The organism is Flavonifractor porci, from assembly GCF_037572415.1.
Classification (GTDB): Bacteria; Bacillota; Clostridia; order Oscillospirales; family Oscillospiraceae; genus Flavonifractor; species Flavonifractor porci.
Window position 1 is genome coordinate 235,900 of record NZ_JBBHLB010000002.1, and the last position, 20,296, is coordinate 256,195.

Sequence of the window (20,296 nt, forward strand, 5' to 3'; positions counted from 1 at the left end):
GGTCCTTTTCTGTTCAAGGATAGGCGCTCCGATATACCTGGCCGGGCTTCAGCGAGAATCCCCGGACGGCAAAGAGCTGGTCAATGGTGCAGAAGTAGTAGCCCTGAGCGTGGAGTTTATCCACAATTTGCAGCGCGGCGTCCACCGATTCTGGATAGATGTCGTGGAGCAGGATGATGCCGCCGTCACGGGCCTGGGACACAACTTCTTTTACCACCCGGTCGGTGTTTTTGTCGTCCCAGTCTTCCGGGTCAATGGACCACAGGATGATGGGACAGCCTGCCCGCTTTTTTACGCCCTCGTCCCATTTGCCGTAGGGCGGACGGAGGAGAAAATCGTTGTGACCTAACAGGTCCTTCAGCAGGGTGCGGGTGGACGCCACCTGGGCGTCAAAATCTGTCTGGTTCAGGTCTGTGAGCTGCACATGATCAAAAGTATGGATGCCGATCTGGTGGCCCTCCCGGTCCATCCGTTCCACCACGTCAGCATTATCAGTAATCTGGCGGCCAATGAGGAAAAAGGTGGCCTTTACGCCTCGCTCCGCCAGTCCGTCCAGCAGACGGGTGGTGGTGGAGCGGCGGGGCCCGTCATCAAAGGTAAGTGCGATGAGTTTTTGCTGAGGCAGCTGAGTGGGGGCGTCAACAGATAACGCGTTCTGACGGGCCTGCATGGAGAAGGTCAGACAGACCAGAGACACTGCCAGAAGGACTACCATCCACCGCTTTTGACGCTGACTCACGCCCCTCGCCCCCATTTCACCGTTGTGTGGTTAGTATGTGCGGGGCGATGGGGAAGTTTTCACACAAAATCTGTTAATCAGGCCTGGCGGGGATCGGGATCGCCGCTGAGGGAAAGGATATACTGGTAATAGGGCAGCAGGAATTCGTAGCTGTCCACCAGGACATCGGCCAGTTCATGACTCCACAGCAGCTCCTGATGAGGGGCGCTGTGGGAGAGAGCAAAGCTCTTTTTGCTGTACCAAGGCTGGAGCAGAGGGGAGGGAGCGGTCTTGGGGCGCTTGTAGTCCGTGCCTTCCAGAATAAACCGGTCCTGTTTATTGAGACGGCGGGCCAGCTGTTCCATGGGCTTGGGGTCCCGGTCCATCCGGGCCCGGAATTTGGCCATAGTCACCGCGGGAGCCATCCAGAAGCCCATGCCGCAGGACCAGCCCTCCGGTTCCAGTTCAAACCAGAACACCGGCTCGGAGCCGGGCTCCACATGGGGGCGGACCAGACTCATCCACAGGTGGTCCTTGTAGGGGCCCCGGCCAAAGAGCCGCCGGGCATCCCGGTAGATGCGGGAGACCTTGCACACCAGATCCAGGTCGGGGTGCTTGTCCAGAAAACGGGCGTAGACCTCATTGGCCAGTTCCTTCATGGGGCGCTGGAAGTGGGTGAGGTACTCCTCCTTGTGGGCCTCAAACCAGGACTTTTCATTGTTAAAGCGGATGCCCCACATAAAGTCCACGGTGGACCCAGAAAATCCTTCAAACATAGTGATTCCTTTCTCATTTCGTATTTGGGCAAGCAAGGCCCCCCGCCGGGCGGGGGGCCTTGCAGAAGGGTACGGTCAGGCCGCGGGGGACTCTGATACGGGCGGCACACTCTCTTCAGGCGGCATACCGGGGCCGGTGGTAGGTGTGGGCTCCGGTGTGGGAATGGCACTGGGCGCCGGGCTGGGCGTTGCCGACGGCGTAGCGGTAGGCGTGGCCGTGGGAGTAGCCGACGGGGTTGCACTGGGCGTTGCGGAGGGTGTGGCGCTGGGTGTGGCCGACGGCGTGGCGGTAGGCGTGGGTTCCACCGGAGTCAGCGTTTTCAGACCGGTGGAAGGATCAATGCCCCAGCGGGCCGCGTCGGCGGGGTTATAATAGTACACCGCGTCGGAGGACTTATAGCTGTTGCGGTAGAGGAAAATGGTATCTACCGTGTTGCCGTTCTTATCTACCAGCTTCTGATACACATCCACCGTCACGCCGTTGTAGCGGGAGTAATTGGGGTCGCGCTTGGGTTCGGCGCCAGCGGGGTGGTTGGGATCAGGTTTATAGGTGTTTTTATAGGGGATGGTGGAAACGGTGACAGAATAGGGCTCTCCATGGATGCCGGTGCTGTCGGTGCCGTAGATGGTGACGTGGAGCTTGTGGTTCCTATCCTGATAGGTCTCGATCTTAATGGGATAATCGGTGCTGTTTTTGAATTTGAAGTCGATCTGGTTGCTCCAGACGGTGGCGTCGGTGCCGATTACCGGCATATAGCCGCCGTTAAAGGCGTGCTTGGATCGCTCCACGGTCTCCAAATTGGCTTTCAGGGTGACCCAGTAAATGGTGGAGGAGAGCTGGCAGATGCCGCCGGCGGTGGCGTCGATGCTCTGGCCGTTCTGGTAGGTGCCCGCGTCCCTGTAGCCGCTGGATTTGGTATAGGGGCCGGCCAGGTCGTTGTAGGAGAATACCTCGCCGGGCAGCAGGATGGTGCCGTTGACCCGGCTGGCAGCCAGGTCGATGTTGTACCAGCGGTTGGAAGGACCGGCGCAGCTGGTGGTGCCGGTGCCCAGCACATCTTTAAAGAGGTTGGCCTCCAGGTTGGCGGTGGTCATTTTGGGCTCTGTCTTGGTCAGGGGCACGGAGACGTCGGAGCCCTCCGCCGCACTGTCCAAAGCGGACTTGGCAGCGGCACTATCCAGGCTGACGCCGGTGACAGAGGGCACGATCTGCTTGGTGCTCTTGTCTAAGTAGGCGTCGGCTGCCTCCACGGTGACCTCCTCCTGAATGGCATCAAAATCCGGGTCCAGGGGAGGGGCGGTAGTGACCTGGGTCTCCAGAGGAGCGTTTTCCGCATTGCTGTCGTTGAGCAGCTGGGTGAAGCGCTCCGCGGCGGCGTCGGTGAGCGCGTTTACATCAATGGTGCGGCCGGTGACGCCCTTGTGGAACACCAACTGATCACCCGATACCTCCCAGGTGGTCTGGGCCTCAGGATCAGCATATTTTTCCACCGCCTCAGTCACAACGGCGGGGGTGTCTCTCAGGATCACGGGAACAGAATATTGGGCCCCACCGGTGATGGACCCAAGATACTGGGCTCCCCGGGTGAAGAAGTTGCCCGACTGATGGTCCAGGGCCTCCTGGAGGGCGGATTCTACAGCCTGGTCATCCACTGCGGCGTCGCTGCCCGGGATGGTGAATTCCTGTCCCTCGCACACAAAGGGCACGGAAAGCTGAGAGAGCCGGTCAGGCAGTTGGGTCTTGAGGGTGTCCAGTGCCTGCTCATGGGTCTGACCGCCAACGGGGATTCCGGCGATGGTAGTATTGGGCAGGAAGGTACTGCTGCCAGCCACGGCGCACAGAATCAGGTAGCCGCCGATCAGAACGACGACCACCGCCAGCGCCACGATGAGGGCGATCTTACCGCCCTTGGGCTTTTCGGCCTGAGCGGTCCGCTTGCCCGCTGTTTGTGCCATATTCGATCACTCCAACTCGTATGATTGCCCGGCCCATGGCCTGGGCAGAACATCCGGCAGATGGTTACCAGAAAGACGGTAGAAACTGCCGGGCTGCATCAAAAATGATTCAGTAACCCATATTATAGGTGTTTCCTATGAGAAAAGCAATTACAGATTGGTTACATGGTCCGACGGCGGAAATCGCTTTACAGAAAAGACGATTCAGTGTATGATTATATGCACCTGGGCGGCGGATCATATCGGCGGTTGTCCGCCATTACAGCATGGCCCATCCATCAGATCATATCCAGCGAAACTTTGACACTTTTGTGATGGAATGACAATGTTTTTTGACTTTAGACTGCAAAAAAGGGGCGGTATCTATGGCATATAACCGATACGGCCGTCAGGACGGGAACGGAGATCTGGGTTCCTGGATCGTGACGCTGATCCTGCTGGTCAGTCCACTGTGGTTTGTGGGGCTGATCCTGCTCTTCCGCAAGCTGAATGCCTTGGGACGCAGACCGCAATTTCCTTATCTGGGGCCCAGCCCCGGAACCCAGGGATTTCGTACCCCACCCGCAGGGGCGGCGGGCAGAGGATTGGGCTTTGGCAGAGGCAAGGCCATGACCATCGGCGGCGCCGCTATGGCCATTATCTTTGGTATTGCCGCCGCGTCGGGACTGCCGGTGGTGAACAGTATCTGGGGATTCCCACTGTCGCTGGCTGTTTTGTCTCCGGTGCTCGGCCTGTGTACAGGCGGCCTGGCTCTCATGCTGGCGGGCACCCTCAATACCCGCAAGATCCGACGGTTCCGGAAATATCTAGCCCTCATCGGCCGGCGGGAGAGCGTGTCGGTGGTTCAGCTGGCCCACGCCATGCCGGTGCCTGTGCGTAAGGCGTGCAACGATTTGCAGGAGATGCTGGACCGAGGCATCCTGCCTGCGGGCTATCTGGATATGTCCTCCTATCAGCTGATCCTCAGCGATGAGGGCCTGAAGGATGAGCCGGAACCGGCGGAGGAGGCTCCGGAGCAGAGCGCGGATGAGGAGGAACCTCTGGATATTCGGGACGACGACGCGGTGCTCCGGGAGATCCGCCGCCTCAACGATGACATTGATGATGCCGAGATGAGCCGCAAGATCGACCGGATCGGCGAGATCACCAGCAAGATCTACGGCTATGTGAAACAGAACCCCAGCAAGGAGGGGCAACTGCGCTCCTTCCTCAACTACTATCTGCCCACCACCCTGAAGATCCTCAAGGCCTACGCCCGCATGGAGGACCAGGGCGTGGAAGGGGAGAATATCCGTACCGCCAAGGCCCGCATTGAGGGTATGATGGACAAGGTGGTGGACGGCTTCGAGAAGCAGCTGGACCGCCTCTTTGAGGTGGACACCATGGACATCACCGCCGACGTGGAGGTGCTGGAGCGGATGCTGGAGAAGGACGGACTGTCCGGCGGCATGGACTTCGGACAGAAGGGCACTTCATAAAACGTTTACATAAGGTCCAAAAATTATCCATCACTCGACAGGGCGGCTGTGGTATCTTATAAACACAGCCAAGCAAGACGGCAAGGGCGCCGCGCCGGGAGCGCGCGGAGGACAAATGCCATCCAGAGCGCGTTCAACAGACCGGCCCGCCCTTGTGACTGCCCCCCGGCTGTGGGGGCAGACCAAAGACAACACCTGGCTCTGCCGAGTGATGAGATACAGATGGAATCCTCCAAACAAAGGAAGCCCCGGACGGCTCTGCCGTCCGGGGCTTCCTTTGTTGGTTGAATCAGGTGCAGCGCACCGTGCAGGTCAGAGTCTTGCCGTCCACGGTGCAGGTCAGGGTGGTGGTGCCCTTGCCCACATAGGTCACGGTGCCGTTGGAGGCCACGGTGGCCACGGCGCTGTTGCCGATGCTCCACACGGGGGTGGAGGAGGTGCCGCTCACTTTCACCTGGAAGGAGGGGTAGGTCTTGCTCAGGGTGAAATCCGTCCGGTTCAGGGACAGAGTCGTAGTGGTAGTGCCAGAGCCGGAGCCGGTGGTAGTGGAGCCGCCGGTAGTCACCGAGTTGTGGACCAGGCAGGTGCGGGTCACGCCGCCGGGCATGGTGGCGGTGATGGTGGCGTTGCCCGTCTTGGAGCCGGGGCTTACCTTGCCGGTCTCATCCACGCTGACCACCTCGGGATTGCTGCTGGTCCAGGTGATGGTACCGGTGGAGCCCTCGGGGATGAAGGTCACCTTCAGGGTAATGGGATCGGGATAGCGGTTGCTGAGGGAGAACTCCGTCAGACTCAAGGTAAAGTCAGTGGCGGTCTGGTCGGCGGGAATGGTCTCCGAGGGCTCGGGGGAGTCGGTGGGTTCCACGCTGGGCTGGGCGGAGTCGGTGGGCATAACGCTTTCCACGCCGGGCGGATCGTCCACAGAGCCGCCCTTGGTGACCAGAGGAATGATCACTGAGATCACAATGATAACCGCCGCGATGATGATAGCCAGAGAGACAATGATCCCCACCAGACGGAGGGGGGAGGGGCCCCGGCCATAGCCGCCGCCTCTGGTGTTGGTCGCCAACCGCTTGCCGCCCCGGGCACGGTGGGAGAAATCCTCATCGCCGTCAAACTCCTCGTCGTCTAACGGGACCTCGTCACAGAAAGGGCAGTGCTTATAAGTAGAGGCGTAGTCTTCGCCGCAGTATTCGCAGTGGATCATTTTGGGACGGTCGTCCCTGCTTCGTCTGGATGCCATAGGAAATCCCTCCAATCGACATTCTTGTGTCTATTGTACAACGCCGACGCGCGGCCCGTCAACGGTACTTCAGGAAATATAAAAGTTTTTTAACAATTATGTCAACTGATGGGCGGGGTTGCACCGTCAAAACAAATTGGCTATAATAATGCGTATCCAAGACATTATCATAGCAGGCAAGAGAGCAGGGGAGGCGGAACGTATGAAAGGTTCCATCAGTGCTGCGGAAGCCCATAAACAGTACAGTGAAGCTGTGGCCGCGTTCCGGCGTCAGATCCCGGACCAGGTGCTGCGGGAGCGGTTTGGCCGGGAGGCCGATCCCTTCTTTCGTGCCTGCGCCCTGGGTCTGTGGCAGCGGGATGGAGCCTCTCTCACCCCCAGATATGTGGAATTCTACAACGCCATCTACACCAAAGGCAATCCGGTCCCATCAGTGCTGTTTTGGGAGCTGTCCTCGGCCGTGGCGGGTTATCCGGGATTCCGGCCGCCGGAATTTTTCAACCGGATGCGGGCCTGTGATAAGGTAGCGGGCAGCGGCCTGGCCCGCCGGTTTATCGATTTGACCACCCTGATGCTGCTGCTCTTTGCTGCGGTGGACGATCAGGTCAGCGAGGCCGAGGCCGGGTTTGTCAACCAGTGCGCCGATGCCCTCTCCGCCCTGTGTGATCAGGAGGGATTGAAGGGGGAGAAGGCGCCTCTGGACGTGGGGGACTTTGTGACCCGCAGGCCCGCCCCTCAAACGCCTCAGACCGCTCCGGCGGTGGAGCAAAAGGAGGAGGACAAGCCGGCGGAGCCGGAGCCTACTCTGGAGGAGCTGATGGCCCAGCTGGACGAGCTGTGCGGCCTGGAAAAGGTAAAGGCCGACGTGAAGAGCCTGGTCAACCTGGTGAAGGTGCGCAAGCTGCGGCAGGAGCACGATCTGCCGGTGCCGCCCCTGTCCCTTCATTTGGTGTTCATGGGCAATCCGGGCACCGGCAAGACCACGGTGGCCCGGCTGCTGGCCCAGCTGTACAAGGCCATCGGCGTGCTGTCCAAGGGGCAGCTGGTGGAGGTGGACCGATCCGGTCTGGTGGCCGGGTTCGTGGGACAGACCGCCATCAAGACCAGCGAGGTGATCCAGAAGGCCCTGGGGGGCGTGCTCTTCATCGATGAAGCCTACGCCCTGGCGGGTCAGGACAACCCCAACGACTTTGGCAGAGAGGCGATTGAGACTCTGTTGAAGGGAATGGAGGATCACCGGGCGGATCTGGTGGTCATCGTGGCGGGCTACACCCAGCTGATGGACCGCTTCCTCCACGCCAACCCCGGTTTGGAGAGCCGGTTCAACAAGTATTTCTATTTTGAGGATTATAATGGGGAACAGCTCATGGAGATCTTCTGCTCCATGTGTGGGAAAAATGGGTATACACTCAGTGATGAGAGTCAGAAGTATGCCGGGGAGTATTTTAAAACTCTGTATGAAGAGCGGGATGAGAACTTCGGCAACGCCCGGGATGTGCGCAACCTGTTCGAGCGGGCGGTGGCCCGCCAGTCCGACCGGGTGGCCGCCCTGGAGGCTCCCGGCAAGGAGGAACTGATGGCGCTGACGCTGGAGGATCTGAAGGAGGACCAGCCGAAGGCATAAAAAGAGCCCCTGCCATATGGCAGGGGCTTTGAGCCGTCTTACAGGTGATCGCTGTCTACCAGAATGTTATCGGTGCCGTGTTCCTCAAATTCAGCGATATAGGCGTCGATGCGGCTGGCCAGCTCGTCATAATTGCTCTCGTCGATGGGGGCATCGTCCATGTCCCGGCGGGCCAGGTCCTCCGCCAGAATATCGAAGAACACATTGTTTTCATATTCCATGATGGCCTCGTGGATGCCGCCCTCGGCAAAGGCGCGGGAGGGGACCACTTCGCCCTGCCAGTCCTCGGCCAGCGTGGGCATTCCCTCCGCCCGGGCCTTGGCGAAGAGCAGGCTCTCTACCTCGTCATAGTCCCTGAACCGGTCGTCGCCCCGGGTGGAATTCAAGATCCAGTTGCCGATATAGGCCATATCCAGCAGACGGCGAAACTGCTTGGTCGTCAGTTCCAGCTTCATACCAATGCGACCTCCTCGCTGTCATGACGTTGGGGCAGGAGGGACCATACCCCACTCTCATATTATAATCACCCCCGAAGAAATGTCAAACCAGGGAGGGAAAAATGTGAAAATAACCCCTTGTTTTCCTGCCCTGTTTCCCCTATCATTAAAAGAACCATAGTATTACAAGGAGGGAACGCCTTGGACAGTCGACCCATTGGCGTATTTGACTCCGGCCTGGGCGGCCTGACCACGGTGCGGGAGCTGTGCCGCCTGCTGCCGGGCGAGGATATCGTCTATTTCGGAGACACCGGACGGGTGCCCTACGGCAGCCGCTCCAAGGAGACCATCATCCGGTACGCCCGCCAGGACGTGGCCTTTCTGCGTACCTTTGATCTGAAACTCATCGTCATTGCCTGCGGCACTGTGTCCACCACGGCCCTGGACATCCTGGCCAATGAGAACCCCATCCCGGTGCTGGGTGTGGTGGCCCCTGCCGCCGCCGCCGCCGCGGAGGCCACGCAAAACGGCAGGATCGGACTCATCGGCACCCAGGCATCCATCCGCAGCGGCGCCTATGAGGCCCTCATCCGCAAGGGCGACCCGGCGGCCCAGGTGACCGCTCAGCCCTGTCCTCTCTTTGTGCCCCTGGTGGAAAACGGGCGCTTCCGGCCCGGCGATGTTGTCATCGAGACGGTGGCGGGGGAGTACCTGGCCCCCCTGAAGGAGGCGGGAGTGGACACCCTGGTGCTGGGCTGTACCCACTATCCGCTGCTCCAGGATGTGATCGCCGCCCAAATGGGGCCCCAGGTCCGGCTGGTCAACGCCGGAGCGGAGGGCGCCCGGGCCGCTGCCGCCCGGCTGGCAGCCGACGACGCTCTGTCCGGAAAGACGGAGGGAGGCAGCTGCCGGTACTTTGTCAGCGACCGGCAGGAGGATTTCTCCCGGCTGGCCTCCATTTTCCTGGGCTGGGACGTCACCGGCACCGTGGGCCAGGTGGATATCAGCTGCTATTGAAAACCAGCCCTTTACATTGGGATGGGAATTGGATATAATATGGTGCAATTTGCGGCCGGAAGGGCCGATAAAGAGGGAACGTAGAACCATGGAGAACAACGTTATCATATCCATTCAGGGCAAGCAGTCCTTTGAGGACCAGGAGCCGGAGGTCATCGAACTGGTGACCGAGGGCAGACTGTCCCCCGACGGGGAGGACGGCTACACCCTCAGCTATCAGGAGAGCGAGCTCACCGGGCTGGAGGGTACCCTTACCACCTTCCAGATCGAGCCCGAGCGGGTCACCCTGCTGCGGGTAGGGGAGGTCAACTCCCAGATGGTCTTTGAGGAGGGGCGGCGGCACCTGTCCATGTATAACACGCCCTACGGCGCTCTGGCGGTAGGCATCAACACCAAGAAGATGCGAGCCGAGCTGAGCCCTCTGGGCGGCAGCATCGAGATCAATTACGCCCTGGAGATCGACCATGCGGTGGCGGGGGAGAACCTCTTCCATATCCAGGTGCGGCAGAAGGGAAACAGCATCCGCCAGTAAAACCGCAGCATAGTTCCATCCCCAAACGGAGTAATAAAAATCCGTTTTTCCCGGGGACATGAGCCTCGGGAAAAACACATCTCAGCCCGCAAGTGTGGGCTCTGGCCGCTTTGGCGGACAGAGGATGCGCGCGGCGGGCTGCATTCTCTCTCAAAAATGCTTGCATTTTTGAGAAATAAAGAAAAGGTGATAGATATGTCCAATATGATCCAGGCGGCCCGGGAGCAGGTCGCCCAGCTGACCCAGACGGCCTATGAGAAGGCCGCGGCCCAGGGCCTGCTGCCCGCAGGGGCGGAGGTCAAGGCAACCATCGAGATCCCCAAGGACCCCACCCACGGCGACTACGCCTCCTCCTTCGCCATGGCGGGCGCCAAGGCTCTCCACAAGGCCCCCCGGCAGATCGCCCAGACCATTGTGGACAATCTGGACCTGGCGGGTACCTTCTTTGATAAGGTGGAGATCGCCGGCCCCGGCTTCCTCAACTTCACCCTGGGCAGCAAGTGGTACGGTGAGGTCCTCACCGACATCCAGGCTGAGGGGAGCACCTACGGCGCGGTGGACGAGGGCCACGGCGAGAAGGTAATGGTGGAGTTCGTCTCTGCCAACCCCACCGGCCCCATGCACATCGGCAACGCCCGCGGCGGCGTGCTGGGTGATGCTCTGGCCAGCGTTCTCACCCGGGCCGGGTACGACGTGTGGCGTGAGTTCTACGTCAACGACGCCGGCAACCAGATCCACAAGTTCGCCATGTCCATCGATGCCCGGTATCTCCAGATCGTGCTGGGTGAGGAGAACTATCCCTTCCCCGAGGATGGCTACCACGGCGACGACATCAAGGAACTGGCTCAGGCCTTCTATGACCAGCACGGCCCCGACTGGAAGGATAAACCGGAGGAGGAGCGCCAGGAGGCCATGGCCCAGTACGGCCTGTCCGTCAACATCCCCAAGATGAAGGCTGATCTGCGCCGCTACCAGATCGAGTACGATGAGTGGTTCCTGGAGTCCGGCCTCCACAGCTCCGGCTATGTGGCCGAGACGGTGGGGATGCTGGCCGACAAGGGCTGGACCTATGAGAAGGACGGCGCCCTGTGGCTCAACACCACCGCTCTGCTCAAGCAGAAGTTTATGGCCGAGGGCAAGACCCAGGAGCAGGTGGACAAGCTGGACCTGAAGGACGATGTGCTCCGCCGGGCCAACGGCTTCTACACCTACTTTGCCGCCGATATTGCTTACCACCGCAACAAGCTGGAGAAGCGGGGCTTCTCCAAGGCTATCAATATCTGGGGCGCTGACCACCACGGCCATGTGGCCCGTCTCCAGGCCGCTCTGGACGGCCTGGGCCTGGACGGTTCCCACCGGCTGGTGGTGGTGCTGATGCAGCTGGTCAACCTGCTGCAGGACGGTCAGCCCGTCCGGATGTCCAAGCGCTCCGGCAAGGCTATCGCCCTGCGGGATCTGCTGGACGAGGTCAGCGTGGATGCCGCCCGCTTCTTCTTCAACTCCCGGTCCTCCACCTCCGCTCTGGACTTCGATCTGGATCTGGCGGTGCGGCAGGACTCCGATAACCCGGTGTACTACGTCCAGTACGCCCACGCCCGCATCTGCTCTCTGGTGAGCCGCCTCACCGAGGAGGGCGCCCAGATGCCTGACGCGGCCGCTGTGAATGCCGCCCTCTTCACCACCGCCGAGGAGAAGGCCCTCATTAAGACCCTGTCCCAGCTGCCCGAGGTGATCCGCATCTCTGCCCGGGATTACGATCCCTCCCACGTCAACCGTTACCTCATTACCCTGGCCGGCGATTTCCACCGCTTCTACAACGCCTGCCGCATCAAGGGGGAGGAGGCCGACGTGCTCTCCGCCCGACTCAAGCTGGCAGATACCGTGCGTTCCGTCATTGCCAACTGCCTGGCCCTCATCGGCGTTACCGCTCCTGAAAAGATGTAAGGAAAAAGATCCCGCTTTTTTCAAAAAAGCGGGATCTTTTTTTGTAAATTTTCGTCCAAGAAAAAACCGCAATGATACAAGAGTATTATGTCTACCTGAAACTATGCTGAATGTTTCAAAAACAGGCGAATTAGAGTCATATGGAATCTGTTTACAGAGGAGAGGTCGGATTTCTTACATTTGTATAAAAGAAATAAAAACTTTCCCTTAATCTTCTGTTAATTGGTATGTAACACTCTTGTAATCTTTTTTGGGTGTGGTATGATATGCAATGCACGCGGCTGCTCTGCCGCGGGCGGGTTCCTTCAGCGATCAACAGACGGAGGATCATGGAATGACGATATTAGAATTGGTAAAAGACTTGAATTTTGCAGTGGTGCTGCTGTTCACCCTGCTCTACCTCTACCAGGGCTTCTATGTGGTGGTGGGGCTGGTGCGCCGCCGCTGGAAAGAGACCCATCAGCCTGAAAAGCTCCATCGCTTTGCCGTGGTGGTATCCGCACGCAATGAAGAAGGGGTGATCGGGGAACTGCTGGACAGCTTAAACAAGCAAAATTACCCCAAAGAGCTGCTGGACCTCTATGTGGTGGCTGACAACTGCACCGACGATACCGCCGGTGTGGCCCGTAAGGCCGGCGCCTTTGTGTATGAGCGCTTCGACCAGCAGAAGAAGGGCAAGGGTTACGCCATGGACTACCTCTTCCACCGCCTGGAGGAGGAGGGCAGGGACATCTACGACGGCTACTTCATCTTTGACGCCGACAATCTGGTGGACCCCAATTTTGTGGCCGAGATGAACCGTACCTTTGATAAGGGCTACGACGCCATCACCTGCTACCGCAACTCCAAGAACTTCGGAGATAACTGGATCTCCGCCGGATACTCCATCTGGTTCCTGCGGGAGGCCCGCTTCCTCAACTTCCCCCGCACCCTGCTGGGTACCAACTGCCATGTGTCCGGTACCGGCTTCCTGGTGTCCTCCAAGGTTATTCGGGAGAACGGCGGCTGGCCCTTCCACCTGCTCACTGAGGACATCCAGTTCTCTGTGGACTGTGCCATCCAGGGCCGCAAGATCGGCTACTGCGACACCGCCGTGGTGTATGACGAGCAGCCCACCACCTTCCGGCAGTCCTGGGACCAGCGGCTGCGGTGGTCCAAGGGCTTTTATGAGGTGGACCGGGATTACACTGTGCCCCTGCTGAAGGGCTGTTTCCGCCCCGGACGGCTGGGTACCTCCTGCTACGATATGTTCGTGACTGTGGCCCCCGGTATGCTGCTCACCCTGGTGATGATCCTGTTCAACGGTATCATCCTGGCCAGCTGTATGACTCAGCCGGCCTATATTGCCGCCAAGGTCATCGACGTGACCGTGGGATTTATGCTGTCCGCCCTGTGGAACTTCTATGTGGGATTGTTCTTCTACGGCCTGCTGACGGTACTTTCCGAGTGGAAGCACATCAGCGCATCTCCCCTGCGGAAGCTGGTCTATGTGTTTACCTTCCCCATTTTCATGTTTACCTACATCCCCATCTCCATTGCCGCTCTGGTGAAGAAGGTGGAGTGGAAGCCCATCTACCACACCGCCACCAAGCGGGTGGGGGCGGGCTGAGCCAAACCCGACGAGAAGAGACCTGCCGTTTTTTGCGGCAGGTCTCTTTTGCCTGGGAACCAGGCTTGCATTGGAGCGCAAAACTGTGATATAATACCACCCAAATGTGCAATACAGGAGGAACAAATCAATTATGGACACCATTCCCTTATCTATGCCCATTCTGATGGACGGCGCCACCGGAACCGAGCTGCGCCGTCTGGGTATGCCCGATGGAGCCTGCACCGAGCAGTGGGTACTGGAGCATCCCCAGGCTCTGCTGGAGGTGCAGCGGCGCTATGTGCAGGCGGGCAGCCGCATTCTGCTGGCCCCCACCTTTGGCGCCAACCGGGCCAGCCTGGAGCGCAGGGGCATCATGGGACAGGTAAGAGAATACAACCAGCGGCTGGTGGAGCTCACCCGGCAGGCCGCGGGCGACGGTGCGCTGGTGGCGGGCGACATGGCCCCCGCCGGGTTGATGCTGGTTCCTTTTGGTGAGAGCAGCTTTGAGGAATTGGTGGCGGTCTACACGGAGCAGGCCGCCGCGCTGGAAGCTGCCGGGGTGGACCTGTTTTTCCTGGAGACTATGACCGACATGGCTCAGGCCCGGGCGGCGGTGCTGGCCTGCAAGAGTGTGTCGGACAAGCCGGTGTGGGTATCCTTCACCTGCGACGATGAGGGCCGCACCCCCGGCGGTACCGACGTGTTGGCCGGACTCATTGTCATGCAGGGCATGGGGGTGTCCGCCTTCGGACTCAACTGCACCAGCCCCGCGGACACGGCGGAGCAGCTGGAGCGGCTGATGCCCTATGCCTCCGTACCCCTGATCGCAAAACCCTCTGCCGGGCTGCCCGGGGCCTGCTGTACCCCGGAGGAGCTGGCGGGCTTTGTACCCCAATATGCCGCCGCCGGAGCCCGTATATTCGGCGGATGCTGCGGGGCGGGACCGGAGCATCTGGAGGCAGTGGCACGGGCTATGGCTCAGGTGGACTTTACCGCCTTCCAGCCGGTGGAGCGGGACCCGGATGTGATCCCCTGCGCCAGCGAGAAGGAGGCCCGGTTCATCACCCCCGATGTGGATGTGGGTGAGACCATCGAGTGTACCCCTGACCTGATGGAGGACATTCTGGAGGCCGAGGAGGAGTCCCCCCAGGGCGCGCTGAAGATCGCCATCCTGGAGGAGGACGATCTGGATATCTTTGCCGAAAATCAGTATGTGGTGAAGGACGCATTGTGCCTGTGGTCCGATGTGCCTGAACTGCTGGAGCAGGCTCTGCGGCTCTACCAGGGCCGGGCTTTCTGGGATGGCACCGGGGATCTGGAGGAGGATTTCCTCCGGGAGATGGCGGGCCGGTACGGCCTGGTGCTGCTGTAAGAAGCCCTGTCAAGGGACCTTCGGGCCCAAAAATAAAATCAGCGAAACAGACAAAAAGCACGTCCCCTTTTTGGGACGGGCTTTTTGTTTTGTGCCTTGACGGCATATATCAAGATACTGTATTATGGGTGTTGTGTAAAGAAGCAAAGCACAAGATATTGTGTCAGAATATAACGGGCGGTAATCGCCTGCAACAGTGGAGCGGGAAAGGAACGGATCGCAATGACACTCACCAAAATCAGAAAACGGGACGGCCGGCTGGCAGAGTTCAACGAAGGGAAGATCGCCGACGCCATTGACAAGGCCTTCCGAGCCACTTACAAGCCGGGCAAGGAGGCCGAGGCCAAACGGCTGGCTGACGAGGTCCTCTCCATCCTGGAGGTGGAGGGGGAGAAGCAGCCCGGCGTGGAGCACATTCAGGACCTGGTGGAGCGGGTACTGATGGACAACGGCTACATTCAGACTGCCCGGGCCTACATCCTGTACCGGGAGGAGCGCAGCCGTGCCCGGGAGATGAATACCCGGCTGATGAAGACCTATGAGGACATCACCTTCTCCGCCGCCAAGGACTCCGACATCAAGCGGGAGAATGCCAACATTGACGGAGACACCGCCATGGGATCCATGCTCAAGTTCGGCTCCGAGGGCGCCAAGCAGTTCTACGATATGTTCGTCCTCAACCCCGATCATGCCCGGGCTCACCGGGAGGGGGATATCCACATTCACGACCTGGACTTCCTGACCCTCACCACCACCTGCTGTCAGATCGATGTCAAGAAGCTCTTTGAAGGGGGCTTCTCCACCGGCCACGGTACTCTGCGGGAGCCCAACGACATCGCTTCCTACGCCGCCCTGTGCTGCATCGCCATCCAGTCCAACCAGAACGACCAGCACGGCGGCCAGAGCGTGGTGAACTTCGACTACGGCATGGCTGACGGCGTCCGCAAGACCTTCAAGCGGCTGTACCGCCAGAACCTGGCCCGGGCCCTCATGCTGCTGGAGGATGAGAGCGACCCCGAGCAGGAGCTGAAGGCCGTCATGGCCGACTTGGAGAAGGAGACCGGCCTGTGCCCCATTCTGGCGGGCAGCGAGGAATACTTTGAAGCCGAGCGGGCCGCTCTGGTGCCCAAGTTCGGGGACGAGGCCACCGTGGAGAAGGCCCAGAAGTTTGCCCAGCAGCGGGCGGTGAAGGAGACCGACCGGGCCACCTATCAGGCCATGGAGGCCCTGATCCACAACCTGAATACCATGCATTCCCGTGCCGGCGCCCAGACTCCCTTCTCCTCCATCAACTACGGTATGGACACCTCTCCCGAGGGCCGTATGGTGATGAAGAATGTGATGCTGGCCACCGAGGCCGGCCTGGGCGGCGGCGAGACTCCCATTTTCCCCATCCAGATCTTCCGGGTGAAGGAGGGGGTCAACTACAACCCCGGCGAGCCCAACTACGATCTGTTCCAGCTGGCTATGCGGTGCTCCGCCAAGCGGCTGTTCCCCAATTTCTCCTTCATCGATGCCCCCTTTAACCTGCAGTACTACAAGCCCGGCCATCCCGAGACCGAGATCGCCTATATGGGCTGTCGCACCCGGGTCATCGGCAACGTATACGACCCTGAGCGGGAGATCTGCAATGGCCGGGGCAACCTGTCCTTTACCACCATCAACCTGCCCCGGCTGGCCATCAAGGCCCGGGGGGACCTCAACACCTTCTTCGAGTCTCTGGACCGGATGATGGACCTGTGCGTGGACCAGCTGCTGGAGCGGTTTGAGATCCAGTGCCGCAAGCACGTCTACAACTTCCCCTTCCTCATGGGCCAGGGGGTGTGGCTGGACAGCGAGAAGCTGGACTGGAACGATGAGGTGCGGGAGGTGCTGAAGCACGGCACCCTGTCCGTAGGCTTCATTGGTCTGGCCGAGACCCTGAAGGCCCTCATCGGGGTTCACCACGGCGAGAGCGAGAAGGCCCGGGTGCTGGGTATGGAGATCATCTCCCATATGCGGGCCCGGATGGACGCTGAGAGCGAAAAGCGGGGCCTCAACTTCTCCCTGCTGGCTACCCCCGCCGAGGGATTGTCCGGCCGCTTTGTCCGGATGGACAAGGCCCGCTTCGGGGTCATGGAGGGCATCACCGACCGGGATTACTACACCAACTCCTTCCATGTACCGGTGTACTACCCCATCTCCGCCTACGACAAGATCAAGATCGAGGCGCCCTACCACGCCCTCACCAACGCTGGACACATCAGCTACATTGAGATGGACGGCGATCCCACCGACAACCTGGAGGCCTTTGAGAAGGTCATCCGCTGCATGAAGGAGAGCGGCATCGGCTACGGCTCCGTCAATCACCCGGTTGACCGGGACCCGGTGTGCGGTTTCTCCGGCATCATCGGGGACCGCTGCCCGGGCTGCGGCCGTACCGAGGCAGACGGCGTGCCCTTTGAACGCATCCGCCGCATCACCGGCTACCTGGTGGGTACCCTGGACCGCTTCAACAACGCCAAGCGGGCCGAGGAGCACGACCGGGTGAAGCACGGCGTATAAGAAAGCCGGGCCACGGCCCGGAACGAAACCCATAGGGGCGGGGCTCTGCCCCGCCCCATTTTAAATAGAGAGGATTTTGTGTATGGCTGATATGCCTGCTATCCGCCTGAAGCGGGGAGAGGGCCGCTCATTCAAGGCTGGCGGCCCCTGGATCTATGACAACGAAATTGGTGAGATCGTGGGGCAGCCCGCCGACGGCGACGTGATCCGCATTGAGGACTACAACGGCTACCCTCTGGGGGTAGGCTTCCTCAACCGGGCCTCCACCATCACGGTGCGGGTGCTGTCCCGGAAGGCGGACACCGTGATTGACGAGGCTTTTCTGGAAAAGCGGGTGCGGGCCGCCTGGCAGTACCGCAAGGACACGGTGGACACCTCCTCCTGCCGCATCATCTTCGGCGAGGCTGACTTCCTGCCCGGCCTGGTGGTGGATAAGTTCGACCATGTGCTGGTGGTGGAATCCCTGGCCCTGGGCATTGACCGGATGAAATCCACCATTTTGAAGCTGCTTGTGGATATTTTGGCGGAAGACGGCATCGCTATCCGGGGTATCTATGAGCGCAGTGACGCCAAGGTGCGCCTGAAGGAGGGCATGGAGCGGGTGAAGGGCTTCCTGTCCGAGCCCTTTGACCCGGTGGTGGAAATTGTGGAAAACGGGGTCCGGTACCAGGTGGATGTGGCCGAGGGCCAGAAGACCGGTTTCTTCCTGGACCAGAAGTACAATCGGCTGGCCATCCAGCCTCTGGCCAAAGGAGGCCGGGTGCTGGACTGCTTCACCCACACCGGCGCCTTTGCCCTCAACGCCGCCAAGGGCGGTGCCCGGGAGGTGCTGGGGGTGGACGCCTCTCAGCTGGGCGTGGATCAGGCTACCCGCAACGCGGAGCTCAACGGCATGAGCGATCGGGTGCGCTTTGAGTGCCACGACGTCTTTGAACTGCTGCCTGAGCTCGAGAGAAAAGGCGAAAAGTTTGATCTGGTGATCCTGGACCCGCCGGCCTTTACCAAATCCCGGGCCTCCGTCAAGAAGGCGGTGACCGGCTACCGGGAGATCAACCTGCGGGGCATCAAACTGGTGAAAAACGGCGGCTATTTGGCCACCTGCTCCTGCTCCCACTTCATGACCCCCGAGCTGCTGGCCAAGACCATTGGAGAGGCCGCCCGGGACGCTCACCGCCGCCTGCGGCAGGTGGAGTACCGTACTCAGGCCCCCGACCATCCGGTGCTGTGGGGAGCGGACCAGTCTCTCTATCTGAAATTCCACATCTTCCAGGTTATGGATGAACAATAAAAAACACAGGGGCCGCTGCCATTGGCAGCGGCCCCTGTATGTTTTAAAGCAAACAGCGCTCGTTCCGGTCCATATAGTGGGCGTCAGCCCGAAGCGTGAGGGGCCGGTCGGTCCCTTCGGGCAGGTAGAAGCGCAGGCCGGTGAGCCTGAGATCGGCGGCGGCAGGTTCATGATGGGGCGGGATGGTGAACAGCCGGGCCCCCAGACAGGTATCCCCGTCCATCAGCTCCGCTGCCAGGGCCACCCGCCGCTCCGGCAGCACCTGGGTCAGGGTCAGGGTACAGTCAATGATCTGACCGGCCTCCGGGCACAGGGTGCCCAGGTCGCAGTATACCACGCCGCCCTCCGGCTTGATCTGGCGTTCCAGCATGGAAGCACCCCCTACAAATTCATACGGCGGGCATTGCTGCCCGCCGTATGTAACAAGAATTCCGTATGGGGCCGCTCCATTCTATGCTCAGCGGATCTGGCCGGTGCCGTAGATGACAAACTTGCTGGAGGTCAGCTCCTCCAGGCCCATGGGGCCACGGGCGTGCATCTTCTGGGTGGAGATGCCGATCTCGGCGCCCAGGCCGAACTCGTTGCCGTCGGTGAAGCGGGTGGAGGCATTGACGTACACTGCCGCCGCATCCACCTGATCCAGGAACTGCTGGGCGGCAAAGTAGTTGTTGGTGACGATGGCCTCGGAGTGGCCGGTGCCGTGGGCGTGGATGAACTCCACCGCCTCGTCAAAGCCGCCCACCACCTTGACGGCCAGAATGTAGTCGCCGAACTCGGTATCCCAGTCCTCCTCGGTGGCGGGAACCACAAAGTCGCCCAGGATGGCCAGGGTCTCGGGGCAGCCCCGCAGCTCCAGGTTTTTGGTCTGGAGCAGCTGCCAGGCCATGGGCAGGAAGTCCCGGGCCACCGCCCGGTCCACCAGCAGGCACTCGGCGGCATTGCACACCGAGGGCCGGGAGGTCTTGGCGTTGTGGATGATGCGGGCGGCCATATCCAGATCGGCCTCCCCGTGGACGTACACGTGGCACACGCCGACCCCGGTCTGGATCACCGGCACCTTGGCGTTCTCTACCACATTTTTAATGAGGCCGGCGCCGCCCCGGGGGATGAGCACGTCCAGATACTCGGTCAGGTTCATCAGCTCCGTGGCGCTCTGGCGGGTGGTGTCAGTGACCAGAGCCACGCAGTCCCGGGGCAGACCGGCGGACTCCAGGGCGTCCCGCATGATGGAGACAAAGGCCTGGTTGGAGTGGAAGGCCTCCTTGCCGCCCCGGAGAATAACGGCGTTGCCCGACTTGAGGCAGAGGGCGGCGGCGTCCACGGTAACGTTGGGCCGGGCCTCGTAGATGATGCCGATGACCCCCAGGGGCACCCGGCGCTTGCCGATGACCAGGCCGTTGGGGCGGGTGGACATCTTGGTGGTCTCACCGATGGGGTCGGGGAGGGCGGCTACCTGCCGCACGCCGTCCACGATGCCCGCAATGCGGGAGCCGTCCAGCGCCAGCCGGTCCTGGAGGGAGGGGCGCATTCCGGCGGCTTTGGCGGCGGTCATATCTTCCTGGTTGGCGGCCAGAATCTCTTCCTGACGGGCCTCCAGCGCGGAGGCGATGGCTTCCAGCGCGGCATTCTTCTTGGCGGTACCCGCAATGGAGAGCACCCGGCTGGCGTTTTTGGCGGCCAGACCCTGCATTTCCAGCTGCGTCATAATTTGTCACTCCTTTTATAATGAGGTGGAAGCGGGCCGATGTGGGCATCGGCCCCTACGGGATGAGTCAT

At 60.6% G+C, this 20,296-nt stretch carries 16 protein-coding genes; 9 read left to right on the forward strand and 7 right to left on the reverse strand.

Translation table 11 applies throughout. The features are described from left to right. Positions 1-13: 13 nt before the first annotated feature. From WHJ28_RS03320 to WHJ28_RS03330, 3 genes are all read right to left on the reverse strand, one after another. Complete coding sequence (locus WHJ28_RS03320) at positions 14-739, reverse strand: polysaccharide deacetylase family protein (protein WP_340039721.1); 726 nt, start codon at positions 737-739, stop codon at positions 14-16. Positions 740-816: 77 nt separating this feature from the next. Further along, on the reverse strand, positions 817-1,494 hold the full coding sequence (locus WHJ28_RS03325; protein ID WP_340039722.1) for a DUF2461 domain-containing protein: 678 nt from the start codon (positions 1,492-1,494) through the stop codon (positions 817-819). A 75-nt stretch (positions 1,495-1,569) separates the two neighbouring features. Further along, positions 1,570-3,450, reverse strand: coding sequence for a VanW family protein (locus WHJ28_RS03330; protein WP_340039723.1), 1,881 nt, complete (start codon positions 3,448-3,450; stop codon positions 1,570-1,572). 365 nt (positions 3,451-3,815) lie between these two features. Between WHJ28_RS03330 and WHJ28_RS03335 the strand changes: the two genes are divergently transcribed. After that, entirely contained in the window at positions 3,816-4,928 is a 1,113-nt protein-coding gene (locus WHJ28_RS03335) for a 5-bromo-4-chloroindolyl phosphate hydrolysis family protein (RefSeq protein WP_340039725.1), read from the forward strand. 289 nt (positions 4,929-5,217) lie between these two features. On the opposite strand, the gene WHJ28_RS03340 is transcribed toward WHJ28_RS03335, so the two are convergent. Then, positions 5,218-6,171 carry an Ig-like domain-containing protein gene (locus tag WHJ28_RS03340; RefSeq protein WP_340039726.1) on the reverse strand — a complete coding sequence of 318 codons (954 nt, stop codon included), beginning with the start codon at positions 6,169-6,171 and terminating at the stop codon, positions 5,218-5,220. A gap of 202 nt (positions 6,172-6,373) precedes the next feature. Between WHJ28_RS03340 and WHJ28_RS03345 the strand changes: the two genes are divergently transcribed. Continuing rightward, positions 6,374-7,795: an AAA family ATPase gene (locus WHJ28_RS03345; RefSeq protein WP_340039727.1), complete on the forward strand. Its 1,422-nt coding sequence runs from the start codon at positions 6,374-6,376 to the stop codon at positions 7,793-7,795. Between the two features lie 38 nt (positions 7,796-7,833). Here WHJ28_RS03345 and WHJ28_RS03350 read toward each other — a convergent pair whose 3' ends face one another. Next, a complete protein-coding gene (locus WHJ28_RS03350; protein WP_087187848.1) occupies positions 7,834-8,250 on the reverse strand; it encodes a hypothetical protein in 417 nt (138 codons plus the stop codon). A 183-nt stretch (positions 8,251-8,433) separates the two neighbouring features. On the opposite strand from WHJ28_RS03350, the gene murI reads away from it, so the two are divergent. The 7 genes from murI to WHJ28_RS03385 all read left to right on the forward strand — a co-directional run bounded on the left by murI (position 8,434) and on the right by WHJ28_RS03385 (position 18,520). Continuing rightward, entirely contained in the window at positions 8,434-9,249 is an 816-nt protein-coding gene (murI, locus tag WHJ28_RS03355; protein WP_340039730.1) for a glutamate racemase, read from the forward strand. An 88-nt stretch (positions 9,250-9,337) separates the two neighbouring features. After that, the gene (locus WHJ28_RS03360; protein WP_340039731.1) at positions 9,338-9,781 is read left to right on the forward strand and encodes a YwiB family protein; all 444 of its coding nucleotides are present in this window, start codon (positions 9,338-9,340) and stop codon (positions 9,779-9,781) included. Between the two features lie 195 nt (positions 9,782-9,976). Beyond that, positions 9,977-11,725 (forward strand): arginine--tRNA ligase, encoded by a 1,749-nt coding sequence (argS, locus tag WHJ28_RS03365; RefSeq protein WP_340039733.1) that lies wholly within the window; start codon positions 9,977-9,979, stop codon positions 11,723-11,725. A 334-nt stretch (positions 11,726-12,059) separates the two neighbouring features. Further along, complete coding sequence (locus WHJ28_RS03370; protein ID WP_340039734.1) at positions 12,060-13,334, forward strand: glycosyltransferase family 2 protein; 1,275 nt, start codon at positions 12,060-12,062, stop codon at positions 13,332-13,334. A gap of 133 nt (positions 13,335-13,467) precedes the next feature. Continuing rightward, entirely contained in the window at positions 13,468-14,688 is a 1,221-nt protein-coding gene (locus WHJ28_RS03375) for a homocysteine S-methyltransferase family protein (RefSeq protein ID WP_340039736.1), read from the forward strand. A 222-nt stretch (positions 14,689-14,910) separates the two neighbouring features. Continuing rightward, positions 14,911-17,232 (forward strand): anaerobic ribonucleoside triphosphate reductase, encoded by a 2,322-nt coding sequence (locus WHJ28_RS03380; RefSeq protein ID WP_340039738.1) that lies wholly within the window; start codon positions 14,911-14,913, stop codon positions 17,230-17,232. An 82-nt stretch (positions 17,233-17,314) separates the two neighbouring features. Beyond that, a complete protein-coding gene (locus WHJ28_RS03385; protein ID WP_340039739.1) occupies positions 17,315-18,520 on the forward strand; it encodes a class I SAM-dependent rRNA methyltransferase in 1,206 nt (401 codons plus the stop codon). A gap of 43 nt (positions 18,521-18,563) precedes the next feature. Here the strand turns inward: WHJ28_RS03385 and WHJ28_RS03390 are convergent, their stop codons facing one another. Together WHJ28_RS03390 and WHJ28_RS03395 are read right to left on the reverse strand one after the other, a co-directional pair. After that, positions 18,564-18,890: a hypothetical protein gene (locus WHJ28_RS03390; RefSeq protein WP_340039740.1), complete on the reverse strand. Its 327-nt coding sequence runs from the start codon at positions 18,888-18,890 to the stop codon at positions 18,564-18,566. Positions 18,891-18,977: 87 nt separating this feature from the next. Further along, positions 18,978-20,225, reverse strand: a complete 1,248-nt coding sequence (locus tag WHJ28_RS03395) for a glutamate-5-semialdehyde dehydrogenase (protein WP_340039741.1) — start codon at positions 20,223-20,225, stop codon at positions 18,978-18,980. Positions 20,226-20,296: the final 71 nt, after the last annotated feature.

What these genes read in the sequence shown, in the direction of transcription:
- WHJ28_RS03325 (WP_340039722.1), bottom strand. Translation starts at nt 1,494, where the DNA reads ATGTTTGAAGGATTTTCTGGGTCCACCGTGGACTTTATGTGGGGCATC.
- WHJ28_RS03330 (WP_340039723.1), bottom strand. Translation starts at nt 3,450, where the DNA reads ATGGCACAAACAGCGGGCAAGCGGACCGCTCAGGCCGAAAAGCCCAAG.
- WHJ28_RS03335 (WP_340039725.1), top strand. Translation starts at nt 3,816, where the DNA reads ATGGCATATAACCGATACGGCCGTCAGGACGGGAACGGAGATCTGGGT.
- WHJ28_RS03340 (WP_340039726.1), bottom strand. Translation starts at nt 6,171, where the DNA reads ATGGCATCCAGACGAAGCAGGGACGACCGTCCCAAAATGATCCACTGC.
- WHJ28_RS03345 (WP_340039727.1), top strand. Translation starts at nt 6,374, where the DNA reads ATGAAAGGTTCCATCAGTGCTGCGGAAGCCCATAAACAGTACAGTGAA.
- WHJ28_RS03350 (WP_087187848.1), bottom strand. Translation starts at nt 8,250, where the DNA reads ATGAAGCTGGAACTGACGACCAAGCAGTTTCGCCGTCTGCTGGATATG.
- WHJ28_RS03360 (WP_340039731.1), top strand. Translation starts at nt 9,338, where the DNA reads ATGGAGAACAACGTTATCATATCCATTCAGGGCAAGCAGTCCTTTGAG.
- argS (WP_340039733.1), top strand. Translation starts at nt 9,977, where the DNA reads ATGTCCAATATGATCCAGGCGGCCCGGGAGCAGGTCGCCCAGCTGACC.
- WHJ28_RS03370 (WP_340039734.1), top strand. Translation starts at nt 12,060, where the DNA reads ATGACGATATTAGAATTGGTAAAAGACTTGAATTTTGCAGTGGTGCTG.
- WHJ28_RS03375 (WP_340039736.1), top strand. Translation starts at nt 13,468, where the DNA reads ATGGACACCATTCCCTTATCTATGCCCATTCTGATGGACGGCGCCACC.
- WHJ28_RS03380 (WP_340039738.1), top strand. Translation starts at nt 14,911, where the DNA reads ATGACACTCACCAAAATCAGAAAACGGGACGGCCGGCTGGCAGAGTTC.
- WHJ28_RS03385 (WP_340039739.1), top strand. Translation starts at nt 17,315, where the DNA reads ATGGCTGATATGCCTGCTATCCGCCTGAAGCGGGGAGAGGGCCGCTCA.
- WHJ28_RS03390 (WP_340039740.1), bottom strand. Translation starts at nt 18,890, where the DNA reads ATGCTGGAACGCCAGATCAAGCCGGAGGGCGGCGTGGTATACTGCGAC.
- WHJ28_RS03395 (WP_340039741.1), bottom strand. Translation starts at nt 20,225, where the DNA reads ATGACGCAGCTGGAAATGCAGGGTCTGGCCGCCAAAAACGCCAGCCGG.